Source organism: Solwaraspora sp. WMMD792, from assembly GCF_029626105.1.
In the GTDB taxonomy this organism is placed as follows: Bacteria; Actinomycetota; Actinomycetes; order Mycobacteriales; family Micromonosporaceae; genus Micromonospora_E.
Genome location: NZ_JARUBH010000009.1, coordinates 232,870 through 247,250, shown reverse-complemented (window position 1 = coordinate 247,250; position 14,381 = coordinate 232,870). Strand labels below are relative to the sequence as shown.

General features: G+C 69.5%; 11 protein-coding genes. 7 read left to right on the top strand and 4 right to left on the bottom strand.

The features are described 5' to 3' along the window. Positions 1-8: 8 nt before the first annotated feature. On the bottom strand, positions 9-923 hold the full coding sequence (locus tag O7629_RS02525) for an SDR family NAD(P)-dependent oxidoreductase (protein ID WP_278167230.1): 915 nt from the start codon (positions 921-923) through the stop codon (positions 9-11). An 80-nt stretch (positions 924-1,003) separates the two neighbouring features. Between O7629_RS02525 and O7629_RS02520 the strand changes: the two genes are divergently transcribed. After that, entirely contained in the window at positions 1,004-1,618 is a 615-nt protein-coding gene (locus O7629_RS02520; protein ID WP_278167229.1) for a TetR/AcrR family transcriptional regulator, read from the top strand. Between the two features lie 79 nt (positions 1,619-1,697). On the opposite strand, the gene O7629_RS02515 is transcribed toward O7629_RS02520, so the two are convergent. Continuing rightward, complete coding sequence (locus tag O7629_RS02515) at positions 1,698-3,038, bottom strand: peptide ligase PGM1-related protein (RefSeq protein ID WP_278167228.1); 1,341 nt, start codon at positions 3,036-3,038, stop codon at positions 1,698-1,700. A 376-nt stretch (positions 3,039-3,414) separates the two neighbouring features. Between O7629_RS02515 and O7629_RS02510 the strand changes: the two genes are divergently transcribed. Genes O7629_RS02510 through O7629_RS02495 form a run of 4 tightly spaced genes read left to right on the top strand, consistent with a single transcriptional unit; the run spans position 3,415 to position 7,149 of the window. After that, positions 3,415-4,236: a 2OG-Fe dioxygenase family protein gene (locus O7629_RS02510; protein WP_278167227.1), complete on the top strand. Its 822-nt coding sequence runs from the start codon at positions 3,415-3,417 to the stop codon at positions 4,234-4,236. A 13-nt stretch (positions 4,237-4,249) separates the two neighbouring features. Next, positions 4,250-4,678 (top strand): GFA family protein, encoded by a 429-nt coding sequence (locus O7629_RS02505; protein WP_278167226.1) that lies wholly within the window; start codon positions 4,250-4,252, stop codon positions 4,676-4,678. A 12-nt stretch (positions 4,679-4,690) separates the two neighbouring features. After that, positions 4,691-5,878, top strand: coding sequence for an aminotransferase class I/II-fold pyridoxal phosphate-dependent enzyme (locus O7629_RS02500; RefSeq protein ID WP_278167225.1), 1,188 nt, complete (start codon positions 4,691-4,693; stop codon positions 5,876-5,878). A gap of 5 nt (positions 5,879-5,883) precedes the next feature. Continuing rightward, positions 5,884-7,149, top strand: coding sequence for an MFS transporter (locus O7629_RS02495; RefSeq protein WP_278174370.1), 1,266 nt, complete (start codon positions 5,884-5,886; stop codon positions 7,147-7,149). Between the two features lie 34 nt (positions 7,150-7,183). On the opposite strand, the gene O7629_RS02490 is transcribed toward O7629_RS02495, so the two are convergent. Further along, the gene (locus O7629_RS02490) at positions 7,184-8,818 is read right to left on the bottom strand and encodes an L-lactate permease (protein WP_278167224.1); all 1,635 of its coding nucleotides are present in this window, start codon (positions 8,816-8,818) and stop codon (positions 7,184-7,186) included. A gap of 427 nt (positions 8,819-9,245) precedes the next feature. Here O7629_RS02490 and O7629_RS02485 point away from each other — a divergent pair, with 427 nt between their 5' ends. Further along, positions 9,246-10,427: a hypothetical protein gene (locus O7629_RS02485; RefSeq protein WP_278167222.1), complete on the top strand. Its 1,182-nt coding sequence runs from the start codon at positions 9,246-9,248 to the stop codon at positions 10,425-10,427. 73 nt (positions 10,428-10,500) lie between these two features. Then, positions 10,501-10,773 carry a hypothetical protein gene (locus O7629_RS02480; RefSeq protein WP_278167221.1) on the top strand — a complete coding sequence of 91 codons (273 nt, stop codon included), beginning with the start codon at positions 10,501-10,503 and terminating at the stop codon, positions 10,771-10,773. Here the strand turns inward: O7629_RS02480 and O7629_RS02475 are convergent. After that, positions 10,761-14,228, bottom strand: a complete 3,468-nt coding sequence (locus O7629_RS02475) for an AMP-binding protein (protein WP_278167220.1) — start codon at positions 14,226-14,228, stop codon at positions 10,761-10,763. The two genes, O7629_RS02480 and O7629_RS02475, sit on opposite strands and share 13 nt — an antisense overlap. Positions 14,229-14,381 lie beyond the last annotated feature (153 nt).

The window sequence follows — 14,381 nt, the reverse complement described above, 5'->3', positions numbered from 1 at the left end:
ACGGCGGGTCAGGGCAGGGACAGCAGGTCGGCGCTGTCGGCCCACAGGGCGTCCCGGGCGTCGTCACTGCGCGCCAGGCGGGACGGGGCGGTCCAGGTGAGCTGGTTGCGTACGACGCGGGCGTGGTAGTGCCCGGGTGGGATGGTGACGGCACCGAGGGTGAGGTCGGTCAGGGCCGCTGCCACCACCTCCCGGCGGTTGAACCGGGGCATCAGGCGGGTCACCCGGCTGAGTATCCGCCAGGCCAGCCGCATCGTGGGCGAGGCGTCGCGCAGCAGGCCGGTTCCGGGCGTCGGTCCGGGGTCGAACGCCAGGACCCGCCAGTGCCCGCTGCGGGCCTCGGGCCGGGTGGCCAGGGCCCGTACGGTCAGCACGTTGCACAGCTTCGACGATGTGTACGCGCGACCGCCGGCCGATCGTGGGTCGGTGTCGCGCTCAGGGTCGGTGTCGGGACGGGCGAGCAGGCGCGCGTCGGCGTGTCGGGGCGGCGTCGGCAGCAGCGTGTCGTGGTCGGGGTCGTGGGTGCCGCTGGTGGTGACGATGACGGTCGCCTTCGGCGCGAGGTTGGGCATCAGCAGCCGGATCAGCAGGTAGTGCGCGAGGTGGTTGACCGCGAAGGTGGTTTCGAAGCCGTCGACAGTGCGCCGGTCGCCGGTGCGGAAGCTGAGACCGGCGTTGAGCACGAGCGCGTCGATCGGGGTGCCGTCGAGCCGGTCGGTGACGGCCTGGGCGAAGGCACGGACGCTGTCCAGCCGCGCAAGGTCCAGCGGCAGGGCGTCGGCGTCGCCCGACACGGTGTCGGGGTCGCCCGACGCGGTGCGGCGGGTGCCGGACAGGACCCGGGTGCCGGGCTGGGCGGCCAGGCGCCTCCGGGTGTCCGCGCCGAATCCCGAGGTGCCGCCGGTCATCACGATCGTCTTCACAGCCAGGACAATATGAGTGAGCGACTCATGTTGTCAACCGGAGTCTGTGACTCACCTTCTTCCCGCTGGATAATGCCTCCGTGACCTCCTCCTCGTCTTCGCCGCAGCCCAGACGGATGCGGGCCGACGCCCAGCGCAACCGGGCCCGGATCCTCGCCGCCGCCGAACAGGTCTTCGCAGCGGCCGGTCCGTCCGCCTCGACCGAGGAGCTCGCCGAGCTCGCCGGCGTGGCGATCGGCACCGTCTTCCGTCACTTCCCCACGAAGGCCGCCCTCATCGAGGCGGTGTTCATGTCCCGGCTACGGGAGATCACCGCGTACGCGCGGGAGATGGCCGCCGCCGGCGACGTCGACGCCGGCTTCTTCGCGTTCTTCACCGAGGCCGTCAAACAGTCGACGGTCAAGCACGCCTTCACCGACGCCGTCGACTCCGACGACGAAGCGATGGCCGCGGTACGGGCGGCGATCGCCTCAGCCGGAGCGGATCTGCGCGACGCGATGGGGGACCTGCTGACCAGGGCGCAGCAGTCCGGAGCCGTACGCCCGGACATCACCACAGCCGAGTTGGTCGGGCTGATGATCGGCACCTCGCGGGCGTTGGAGCAGGTCGGCCCCGACCAGCAAGGCCAGCAACGGATCCTCGCCGTCCTGCACGACGGACTCACGCCCCGGCCGCGCCCAGCGTCGTCCACATAGTGTCGGCGAATCACCGCAGCGCTGGACGAACTACAGCCGGACCACCCTGCCGGACCTGCTCGGACCTGCTCAGGGTCGCTCAGAGCTTGCTCAGCATGCCGGTCAGCTGCTCCTCGGTGCGGGACGTCTCCGCCCAGCTACGGCCGACCACCACGTACTCGATCGTGCCCGTCTCCTCGGTGGTGTCGTTGTAGATGACCACGCCGTGGTCCGATCCCCGGGTGAACAGCAGTCCCTGCTCGTCCAGGGCCTTCACCAGGATGTCACAGCCGGGCGCGGGCACGTCGATCCGCGAGGCGAAGACGTGATGGTCGAGGTAGTCCTGACCGAGCAGCCGTCGTCCGATCATGTCGATGCCGGTGGTGCCGCCGACCCGCCCGTTGAACTCGTTGAACAGCAGATCACCCGATCTGGTGACGATCGCGTCGATGTTCATCGGCCCGTAGTAGCCGAGCTGCTGGGCGACGATCGCGACCTGCTGCATGTACGCGCCGAGGTGCGCGTGCAGTCTGGGGGTGAGGTTCTGCGGCGGGTAGATGCTGCCCTTCCAGGTCTCGGCCATGCGTAGGTCGCTGTAGCTCATCAGTGTCGGCGCGCCGACACGTGGCACGGTCATGTCAGCGGACAGTTCGCGGACCGACTCGTGGTAGACCTCGATGATGTTGTGCGCCGGGCTGGCCCCGGCTGGCAGGTCGGGCAGGGCCGTCAGGCCGAACGGTTCGAGCGCCGACGCGACCGTCGCGGGGTCGGTCGCGGCCAGGTGGACCACGTAGTGGGCACCGGCCTCCTTGCCTCCCTCGACCGTGGTCAGCAGGATGTTGCCGTCTCCGCCGGCGTTCACGTCCTGCTTGACGATGACGGCCCCGGTCCGGGTGAGCAGTTCGGAGACGCCGTCGACCAGCTCCGGTCCACGGTCCACCACCCGCCCCTCCGCGACCGGGATCCCGCAGGCCGTCGCCATCGACCGGAAGACCGACTTGGAGTTGACCAGCTCAGCGGTCCCTTGCGCGAAGCGCACGGACTCTTCCGCGCCGATGCCGAGCAGCCGCTCCCAGGAGGCGATGTCCCGGTCGTGGATGTAGCACTCCAGACGCCATGGGTTCGCGCCGCCGCCGCGTGCGGCCATGAACCCACGCAGGGCCTCGGCAAGCTGGGGTCGTTCGCCGGGGTACCAACCGCCGCCGGGGTAGTCACCGAGGGAGAGCACGGTGGGGGGCGACGCGAGGCCGAGCAGATCGGCGACGTACGCCAGCCACGCGTCACTGACCTTGCCCGGAAGAACCGCTACGTCACCCTCGTCCATCGACCACAGCATCCGGTTGGCGAGAAAGCGGTAGGAGTCCTTCGCGTCGTCCGGGACGTCATCCGGCCGAGCCGCCATCGAGCGGCTGGTCGAATTGGCGAACATCAACTTTGGCAACGGTCGTCCTCTCGGCTTGACGTGGTGTCCCGAGCAGGGCACCTACCACGTTGGTGTCGAATCTCGAAACGGTAAGAGGTACGGCTGACGAGCACGCTCGGCCGTGTACACGGTTCCGCGCCCTACGGCATTTGTCTTCTCCCATGTTGCTCTCATACCTCGACTACCGCCGGTAACCCATCACCCTCTGTGAGGGCAATTCAGAAGAAGCGGGGACCTACCGCCCGCACCATGATGTGGATCTCAGAGAGCTTGCCGTCAAGGTCATTTACCGGGAGTGGAGAAGGCTGTGAAATACGATTCCGCCATGTCCGACGTCATGGATGTGAGATCCGAATACATCCGTGCCCGATGGGCATTCGTCGACGGGGCGAGAATGGCCTCTCTGCTGCAATCTCTCGGCGCGACGGACGAGGATTTCGAGCAGCTGAAGCTGGTCAGCGAGCAGTTGGAGTCGGACCCGACCCTGCCTTTCCGTAAGAGCAGGAACGGGCGCATCTGCCTGAACCCACAGACCCGGCGCGGTTACCGACTGGAGGCGCAGCCCTTCGTTCTCTCCCGCGAGGAGGACTTCGTCCGGCACGACTCGGAGACGCTGCGAACGTTCGACGAGGTGCAGGACGACCTGCAGCTGAACACCGCGTTGCAGGCGATGCTGGTCTTCAAGTTCCTGGTCGTCCACGGGGTCGACGTGGCACGGCGGCCCCGGCTGGACTACGACCGCGCCGAGTGGATCTGCACCCTGTTCAACCTGCGGACCGTCACGACCACCGGGCTGCTGGGCGAGCCCGCGCTGGAGGGCGTGCACTCCGACGGGGTGGACCACACCATGACCACGTTCCTCTCCGCACGGAACATGACCACCGACAGCGCGGAGACCTTCCTGCACGACATGCGGGAGGTCAACGGCCGCCGCTGGCACGAGACGGACCCCGCGTTGATCAAGGGCAGGGCGCGGCACGGCGACTTCCTGGACACGTTGATGGTCGTCGATCACGAGTACAAGCACAGCGTCTCGCCGGTCTACCCGATCGACGACACCGAGCCGGCCATCCGGGACATGCTCATCTTCTTCACCAGGAAACCCACCGAGCAGGGGCACGTCTCGTTCCGGTACGACTCGGTCGCCCCGCACCGCACGCTGCCCATGTCGTTCGGCCTGCCCGCCGACCTCCCCGCGCTCGCAACCGCCAACTGATCGGAGTGACGCCTTGACCGAAGAAGTGACGGAAACGACCGAGACCATCGAACGCGTTTGGTACGACGGCAGCTGCCACTGCGGCGGGGTGGTATTTTCCGCAGCGGCCAGTCGAAACCTGACCATCACCCTGTGCAACTGCGGAATCTGCCACCGGCACGGCCACCAGGAACTGATGACCCCGGAGGCGCGGTTCAAGCTGCACCAGGGACAGGAGTTCCTCAAGCCGTACCGGTTCGGCAACCGCATCGCGGACCACACCTTCTGCGCGGTCTGCGGCGTGCTGCCGTTCTACCGCCCCCGATCGCACCCCACCGGCTATTTCAGCGTCAACGCGCGGTGCCTCGACCTCTCCCCCGCCGAGAACATCGAGTTCGTGGAATTCGACGGGCAAAACTGGGAGGCGAGCATCGCCGCCGGCAAACACGTTTTGACGGAGTAGGTGACAACGCAGGTGTGGACAGGTTCCGACGGCGTCACCGTCGACTCGTTGCGCGAGCGTGGTGGGCTCAAGTGGGCCACCGCCGGCCCAGGAAGACTGGCGGCGTGTGTAGCCGAGATGGACTTCGGTACGGCACCCGAGATCGCGGCCGCGTTGCACGACGCGGTGGACCGCGGTCAGGTCGGTTACCTCACGCCGCAGCTGACGGCACAGCTGGCCGAGGCATGCGCCGCCTGGCAACACGACAGGTACGGATGGGATCTGTCGCCGGCGGACGTACGGCCGTTGCCGGACGTCATCCGTGCCCTGCACGTCGCCATCGACTGCTTCTCCCGGCCCGGCTCGGCCGTCATCGTGCCGGTGCCCGCGTACCCGCCGTTCCTGGCCGTACCCCGGCTGCTCGGTCGACGCGTCATCCAGGTCGAGATGGTGGAATCCGGCGGCCGCTACGGCTACGACCTGGACGCTCTCGATCGTGCCTTCGCGGCGGGCGGAAATCTCCTCGTCCTCTGCAACCCCAACAATCCCCTCGGTGCGGTCCTGGCGCCCGGCGAACTGCTGGCCGTCGCGGAGGTCGTCGAACGGCACGGTGGCCGGGTGTTCAGCGACGAGGTCCACGCACCGCTCGTGTACGCCGGGCACCGGCACGTCCCGTACGCGACCAGCTGTGACGCGGCGGCCGGACACACGGTGACAGCCACGTCGACGTCGAAGGCGTGGAACGTGGCGGGTCTGAAGTGCGCCCAGCTGCTGACTAGCAACGATGCCGACCGCAAGCGGTGGGGTGAGCTCGGGCGGCTGCACACCGACGGCACCGCTACCCTGGGCGTGCTGGCCGCCACCGCCGCGTACCGGGCCGGTGGGCCGTGGCTCGACACGGTGCTCGGCCGACTCGACCGCAACCGGCATCTGCTGGCCGAACTGCTCGGCGTACACCTGCCGATGGCCCGTTACACCCCGCCCGAAGGCACCTACCTGGGCTGGCTCGACCTGCGCGACTACCCGCCGGCCGCAGAACTCGCCGAACGCGCGCGGGTGAGCGTGATGGACGGTGCCGAGTTCGGCCCGCCGGGCACGGGTTTCCTCAGACTCAACTTCGCCACCACCCCCGCTATCCTCGCCGAGATCGTGCGGCGGCTGGCCGACGCCGCCGCAGCGGGCTGCATCCGTTCGACGACATCTCGGAGGTTGGTTCCTTGACGACAGTGGACGTGCCCGAGCGGGTACGGCCAGCCGACGACCCGCTGCGCTCCCATCGCGGTTTCCGTCTGCTGCTCGCCTCCGATGTGGTCAGCCGAACCGGCGGCCACGTCGCACTCGTCGCCCTGCCGCTGCTCGCGGTACTCGTGCTGGACGCCTCCGCCCAGCAGGTGGGGCTCCTGGTGGCGGCGAGCACACTCGCCTTCCTCGTCGTCGCGCTGCCGGCCGGGGTCTGGGTGGACCGGCTACGGCAGCGGTCGGTGCTGGTGGCCGCCGACCTGGTCCGCGCGCTGGTGCTGCTGTCGGTGCCGGTGACAGCGGCGTTCGGGGCGCTGAGCCTGGGGCAGCTGTACGCGGTCGCCCTGGTCATCGGGGTCGGCAACGTCTTCTTCGACGTGGCGCAGCAGGGCTACGTCACGTACCTGGTGGGCAAGGACCGCCTGCTGGCCGGCTTCAGCAAACTGGAGGTGGCCGGCAACGGCAGTCAGCTGGCCGGGCCGCCCCTGGGCGGGGCGCTGGTCCAGATCATCACCGCCTCGGGCGCGCTGGCGTTCAACGCGGTCGCCCACCTGGCCTCCGCCTGGCTGCTCGGCCGGATCCGGCCACCGGAACCGCAGGTCCACCGGCCCGGTGGGCGGCCACGGCTGGGCCGGGAGCTCACCATCGGGGTGCGCTACGTCGCCGGCCAACCGATTCTCCGGCTGGTCGTGCTGCACGGCATGATCGCCCTGTTGTTCGAGTACGCGCTGCTCACCGTCCAGCCGTTGCTGCTGGTGAACACCCTCGGCCTGTCGCCGGCGGCGTACGGCCTGGTGACCGGGGCCGTCGCGGTCGGCGGGGTGGTCGGCAGCGTGTTCGCCAACCGCTTCGTCGCGACGTTCGGCATCGCCCGTACGCTGTGGCTGCCGTTCGCCGTGACGTTCCCGCTGCTGCTGCTCATGCCGCTGGTGGGTCAGGGCTGGCTGGTAGTGCTCTACCCGATCGGCTACGCCGCCTACATCGGCGGCAGCGCCATCCAGAACGTCGCCCAGATCACCTACCGTCAGGCCATCTGCCCGCCGGAACTGCACGGGCGGATGAACTCGGCGATGCGGTTCCTGATGTGGGGCATGATGCCGGTCGGCGGGCTGTTCGGTGGCTTCCTGGTGCAGGTGGTCGGGGAACGGACCGCGCTGTGGGCGTGCGCCGTCGGGATGCTGGCCAGCCTACTGCCGATGCTCGGCCGGCCGGTGCTCCGGCTGCCCCGCGACGCCGGCATCGGTCAGCAATGATCGCGCAGCGGGCCCGGCGTCCGGGACCGCGCCGCTACGGCACCATCCAGCTGAGCACCGGGGTCGTCTGCAAGCCGACCAGCAACGCCATCGCGCAGATCAACACCACACTCCAGCCGAACATGCGGCGGAACAGATCACCCTCCCGGCCGCTGAGCCCGACCGCGCTCGCCGCGATCGTCAGGTTCTGCAACGAGATCATCTTGCCGATCACGCCGCCGGACGCGTTGGCGGCGGCCAGCAGCACCGGGTCCAGGCCGGCGCGCTGCGCGGCGGTGACCTGGAGCGCGCCGAACAGCGAGTTGGACGACGTGTCCGAGCCGGTGAGCGCCACGCCCAGCCAGCCGAGGACCGGCGAGAGCAGCGCGAACAGGCCGCCGGCGCCGGCCATCCAGGTGCCGAGCGTCGCGGTCTGCCCGCTGCCGTTCATCACGAACGCCAGTGCCAGCAGCCCGCAGACGGTGAGGATCGCCCAGCGCAGCGACGCCAACGTCTGCCCGTACGCGACGAGCGCGGCGCGCGGGGTGACCCGCAGGATCGCCATCGTGATCAGACCGGCCAGCACCAGCAGGGTGCCGGTCGAGGAGAGCCAGTTGAACTTGAAGACCGGCAACGACGACGGCTCGCCGGACACGTTCAGCAGGTGCAGACCGGGCCAGTCGAACAGCACGGTGACCGAGTTGAGCGCGCCCGCGACCGCCGGCACCTGCGACAAACCGAAGATCGCCACAATCACCAGGTACGGGGCGTACGCCCGCCAGACCTCGACCGGCGCATCCGGCCGCTCCGCGACGTCCTTTGCGGACCCGGGGTCGGCCGCCTGGTCGTCGTCACGCCGCGGCGGCCACACCCTCGCGACCACGGCCACGACCACGGCGCTGACCAGCCCGGCGACGATGTCGGCCAAAGCCACCGAGAAGAAGTTCGAGGTGAGGAACTGAGCCAGCGCGAACGACATTCCGCAGGCGAGCGCCACGTACCAGGTTCTGCGCAGCGCTCGGCGACCGCCGACCATTCCGACGAGCAGCAGCGGTATGAGCAGCGCGATCACCGGGACCTGACGCCCGGCCATCGCCCCGAGTTCGTCCGCTGGCAGGTCGGTGACCCCGGCCAGCGTGGTGATCGGCAGGCCGAGCGGCCCGAACGCGGCCGGCACGGTGTTGGCCACCAACGCCACGGTGGCCGCCTTCATCGGGCCGAAGCCCAGCGCCAGCAGCATCACCGTGGTGATCGCGACCGGGGTGCCCTGTCCGGCCAGACCTTCCAGCACAGATCCGAAGCAGAACGCGATCACCATCGCCTGCACCCGCTGGTCGTCGCTGACCCGGGCGAACGAGCGCCGGAGCACGTCGAAGTGCCCACTCGTCACGGTCATCCGGTAGATCCAGATCGCGGTGCCGAACGTCCACACGAGCGGGAACAGCGCGAACGTCGCTCCCTGGCTCGCGGTCAGCAGCGCCTGCCCGGTCGGCATCGAGTACGCCACGATCGACACCAGCAGGGCGACGGCGAGCGCACCGAGCGCGGCCACCCAGGCCGGTACCCGGAACACGCCGAGCAGCAGGAACAGGGTGACGATCGGCAGTGCGGCGACGAGGGCGCTCAGCGCCAGCGAGTCGGCGAGGGGTCCAGGATCGGCTGGTACACGCGTACCTCCGGGAAGCAACACGTCGCCCGGCTCTGTGCCGTACGCGAAGTTCGCTCATCTTCCCCAGTCGATCATGTCGAGTCTTCGAGAAAATTGCGTAGTTGCCCCGGGTGCCTTCGCTTGACCCTGACGCGCGGGTCAAGGTCTACGGTCTGCCGTCAGCATCCCTGCTGCCCTCAGCATCCTTGCGAAGGAGCGCGTTGTGCCCTCGACACCCTCGACGCACCGGGAGGTGCGGCTCGCCGCCGTCCCCGGACGGTTCGGCGGCGGTGAGCCAGACGTGGCGACTGCCTAGATTCGCCGGTCGCGACTGGTCAACGGCCTGCACGGATTGGCAAGATTTCCCGCTGGTGCCGTGTTTGCGCCGGGCACCGTGCCCTGGCCCCGGTGCGCCGCGTCCGGATTCCGGACGACCCGTACCTTGTCGCTGGTCCGTCAGGAGATGTCAATGTCGCAGGGTAATCCGGTCGACCCGTGGGCGGATGTCGATCCGGCAGTCGTCGTCACCGGCACCCCGACGGGTGAGCGCAGCGGTGATGTCGGCATCGACAGTGCCGCGACCACGGGCGCCGGCGGGGTGTCGCATCCCGGCCCGGGCGACAACACGCCGCCGACCCGACCTCGGCGGCCGGCGCTGCTGCTCGGCGCGCTCGGCACGGTCGCCGTGGTGCTGACGATCGCTACGGCCGTGGCCTTCGCGAACCGGTCCGAGGAGATCGAGACGCCGGGGGCGGTGGCGCTGACCGGCGAGCCGGCGGCGGAGTCGTCCGCTGAGGCTGCGACGGCGTCGCCCGCCGCCTCGGCGCAACCCGCCACCGGCGCGATCCGGACCGGCGCGTTCGTCGGCGCGACCAGGATCGGCAGCCAGCTCAACGCGAACACGACCATGTACGCAGGCGAGTACATCCTCTCCCCCGACGGCCGGTTCGGCCTGCTGATGCAGACCGACGGCAACCTCGTCGCCTACGGTCCGTCGCCCTGCGGGGCGCCCCGACCCGACATCTGCCAAGGCCCGTACGACTGGTGGGCCAGCAACACCGATGGCCAGCCCGGCAGCCGGGTCGTCATGCAGGGCGACGGCAACCTCGTCATCTACCGCCCCGACGGCAGCGTCGCCTGGGCATCGAACACCAAGGATTCCGACGCGACCAGGGTGATGGTCACCAACCAGGGCCACTTCCATCTGACCCGCGGGGACGGCTCGACGGTGATGATGCTGGCGGGCCTGTCCGAACAGAACAGCACCCTGTCGTACGCCGGCACCATGCCGGCCGGCTACCGGCTCACCGCCCTGCGGTACCTGTCCTCGCCGAACGAGGTCTACCACCTGATGCAGCAGCAGGACGGCAACCTGGTCCTGTACGGGCCCGGCAACAGCGTGCTCTGGTCGTCCGGCACACACCAGATCGTGATCGGCGGCATGAGCGTGTGGGAGACCAGGATGCAGCCCGACGGCAACCTCGTCGTCTACGACAGCTCAGCCGCTGACGCGGCGGCGGTGTGGGCGTCGAATTCCGTCGGGGCTGGCCCCAGCCCGGAGTTGGTGCTGCGCGACGACGGGAACCTGGTGCTGCGGTCCGGGTCCACCCGGCAGGTCTTCTGGCAGACCGGCACCGGCGGCAAACTGTAGCGGGCACCGGTCAGGACCAGGCGGCCACGTCGTCGATTCTCGACGTGGCCGGCCGGCTCGGTACATCGACGAGTTGGAACAGCGGGTCCGGGTCCACACCGGGTTCCGGCTCGACGAGATGTCACCAGTCCAGGCCGCTCGTAGCGTCACCGTCCCGACGCTGCTCTACCAGGTACGCGACGACGTACTCACCCGGCCGGACGATGTCCAGGCGGTCTACGACAACATCCCGGTGGACAAGGACCTGTTCTGGATCGAGGGCAGCACCCGCCGCTGGGACGGCTACCGCTACTTCGCCCAGAACCCGCAACGCATCCTCGGCTGGTTCGACCGCTACCTGAGCTGACCGCCCGGAACAGACCCCGAACCATCAACCTGATCAGTTACCGTACTCGGCGGGCGGGACGTCATGCCGGTGAGTTCGTCCCGGAACGTGGTGGTCCACTCCTCGATCTCCGCTCCCGACCAGTTCAGATGCCGTGGCGAATACTTCCAGCGGATGCGCGTCGTCCCCCCGACGATGTTGCATTCGAGGTAGAGCGGCGATTGTCGTACGCCGGCCTCGGGATCCCCCGTGTCGCCGAGCGGGGACTCGCGCAGCGAGAACAGGCCGCTGCCGCTGCGCGTCGGTGCCTCTCCCTGGAAGTTGAACCACAGCGTCGGGGCAGGTGAACTCCGGATGTGGTCCTGCACGGCCGGATCGTCGTTCAGATACTTGAGCGCGTCGAACGACATGCCCGCGGAAGGGACACGGGTGAGCCGCTCGGCCACCGCGGTCACCGTCTCTGCCGGGCTCTGGGCGATGCTGTCCTCGAAGGCGAGCGGGAAAGCGCACTGCACGTTGCCGGCCGTCCGCGAGAGGTCGAGGCCGTGCACCGCCGTCTGTCGCCCCGAGCTGGCCAGCTCGATGACGAGACGACCGCACTTCCACTGGCGTTGAGCGGTCCGCAGCAGCGCGGCGAGCAGCGTTGTCGCGATCGGCGCCCGAGGTCCGTCCGGGCCGCCTATCCGTACGTTGCGAAGCGCGCGCGTCTCATCGGGTCGGAGGTACTGGTCGGCGAACGCCAGGTCCTTCAGCAGGATGCCCGGTTGCACCCGCGAGTCGTAGGCGGCCGGTGGCGGCACGGCGAGCTGCTCGCGCCAGAAATCCAGGTCGGTCGTCGCTTCCCCACGCGCGAAGTCGCCCATCCGGCGGGTGAACGCCTCGAAGCTCGCCGACGTCTGCGGCAGGCCGAGGGGCTCGCCGCGTTCCTCCAGCAGGCAGAGGCGGTCCAGTTCGTCGACCAGGATGCCCAGCGTGACACCGTCCATGACGAGGTGGTTGACGGTGATGAACAGGCGTTGCTCCGAGCCGGTCTCCACCAGCAGGAGACGCATCACCGGGCCGCTCTCCAGGCTGAGGCGGCGATGCTGCTCGTTGAGCAGAGGCAGGAGATCGTCGGGCTCGTGCACCGTGACCGACTCGACGGCGAAGCTGCCCTCGATGTCGCCGTACCGCTGGGCGAAGCCGCCGTCGACCCGGCGGAACCGGAGGCGCAGCGCCTCGTGCCGGGCGACCAGCGCGGCCGTGGCACGGCGAAGCTGTTCCGGTGTGATCCGCCGGTGCACGTCCAGCATGACCGCGCGGCTCCACCAGTTCCACTGTCCCCGCTGTAGGGCGGCCGTCTGCCCGGCGCTGAACGGGACGTCGCCCGTGCTCCGGCCCGCCGCTTCGCCGGGCTCGGAGGGCGCCAGCGCGAACCACCGTACGACCGAGGTCGCCATCGCCCGCAGGGTCGCGCCGTCGTCGACGCTCGTCGGCGGTACGCGCGCTCCGGTCCGGTCCTCGATGCGCTTGGCCAGGTCCATCAACCCGAGCGAGTCGAGGCCGAGATCACGCAGCGGCTGATCCACCGGCACGTCGTCTGGACCGGGCGACTGCAACAGGGCGGCGACCTCGGTCTGCAGCAGCCGGAGCACGTACTCCGTGCCCTCGACCTCGGCGGGGACCTCCGACGCCGCCCGGTGCTGTCCGGAGAGGGCCGACGAGCGCAGCGAGCCGCTCGTCCAGCGCTGCCTGCATTCGCCGCGCCGGAGCTTTCCACTGGTCGTCTTCGGCAGACTGTCCGGACTCATCAGCAGGACCTCGTGACACTGCACGCCGCAGTGCGCGGCCACCGCGGCGCGAATCGCGGCCACCGCGCGGTCGAGCGGGACGGACTCTCCGCCGCCGAGGAACTCCCTGCGCACCTCAGCGGCCACCACGACCCGTTCGACGCCGTCCACCTGCGCGCCGAAGGCGACCGCGTTACCCGGCCGCAGGATCGGGTCGGCCGCCACCACCGCCGCCTCGAGATCCTGCGGATGGATGTTGCGACCGCCGACGATGATGAGGTCCTTGAGCCGGCCGCAGACGAACACCTCACCGTCGTCGCCGACAACCCCGAGGTCACCGGTACGCAGGAACCGCCGCCCGTCGTCGTCGGCTGCCAGGCGCGCGGCGAAGACGGCCGCGTTCTCCTCGTCGGTCCGTCCCCAGTAGCCCTCCGACACGCTGGGGCTCGAGATCCAGAGTTCGCCGACGGCGCCGGGTGGCCGCGGAAGCCGCGTGACGGGGTCGACGGCGATCACCGAAACGCCCAGTTCCGCGTCGGGGACGCCGCTGCCCACCAGCGTCACCACGGGTGCGTGTGGTGACGGCGGGACGATCACGCCGTCCCGGTCCAGCACCGTCCGGTCCCCCCGAAGCAGCGTCGGCGTCCGGCCGGCCTGACCACAGATGAACAGCACGGACTCCGCCATACCGTAGACGTTGCAGAGCGATGCCGGGTCGAGGCCCATCGGCGCGAGCCCGGCTCCGACGCGATCCATCGTCGCCGGGAGCATCGGCTCACCGCCCTGCAGGGTGGCACGCAGCGACGAGAGGTCGAGCGTCCCGCCGTCGCCCAGGCCGCGGAGCACGTAGTCGTACCCGAAATTGGGCCCGGCGATGTGCGTGCCGCGATAGCGGTCGATCGCCTCCAGCCACAGGCGCGGCGAGGCGAGGAAGGTCATCGGGGAGAAGGCGACGCAGCGCGCTCCGGTGTACATCGCATTGAGGATCCCGCCGGCGAGCCCCATGTCGTGGAACAGGGGCACCCAGCCGACGAGCACCGAGTCGCTGTCGACGTGTGTGTTGCGCGCGATGAGTTCGAGGTTGTGCACGAGGTTCCGGTGACGCACGACCACGCCCTTGGGCGCCGACGTCGAGCCGGAGGTGTACTGGAGATACACGATGTCGTCCGGCCCGAATCGGCTCGCCGCGCCGGCGAGAGCGGCCGCGGCCTCTCCCGGCTCGGCACGCCGGATGCGATTCGACAGCAGCCAGGTGAGTGCGGGCCAGCTCGAACTCTCGCGGCCGCGCAGACGGCTGGTCACGGTGTCGCGCACCGACGCGAGCCTCGTGAGCGCGCGATACTTCGCATGCGTGAGCGCGACGCGTGCGCCGCTGTCCTCGACGATATGGCGGAGCTTCGGCAGTTCCCGATCGAGATGCCGTGGGTCGGGGCTCGCGACCGGGACCGCGACCGCGCCGGCCAACATGCAGCCGAAGAAGCTCGCGACGAACTCGAGACCGTCCGGCGGAAAGACCAGGAGAACGGGATCGCCGGGCCCGACCCCGGCAGTCCGGAGGAGATCGGCAGCCCCGGCCGCACGGCGCACGATTTCCTCGCAATCGGCCGCGTCCACCTCCACCCCGTGCCGGTCGAGAAACGAGTACAGGGGAGCCCGGGGAGCGCCGTCGAGGCGCTCGACCATCCTGTCGAGGAGGCTCGCGGTCAACCTGGCTGCGTACGTTTGTTCTGAATGGACTACCAACGGAAGAGACTCCCCGGGTCTAGCCGCAACGCCGCTCGGTCAGGGCTGGTGGGTGGGTGGTTAGACCGATCATGGGGGCCCCGAACGACCAACACTTGAGGAAGAGCTGAGGGGAAG

Bases quoted from the DNA above. Each gene is read 5' to 3' on its own strand.
- O7629_RS02485 (WP_278167222.1), top strand. From the start codon at position 9,246: ATGTCGCAGGGTAATCCGGTCGACCCGTGGGCGGATGTCGATCCGGCA.
- O7629_RS02510 (WP_278167227.1), top strand. From the start codon at position 3,415: ATGGCCTCTCTGCTGCAATCTCTCGGCGCGACGGACGAGGATTTCGAG.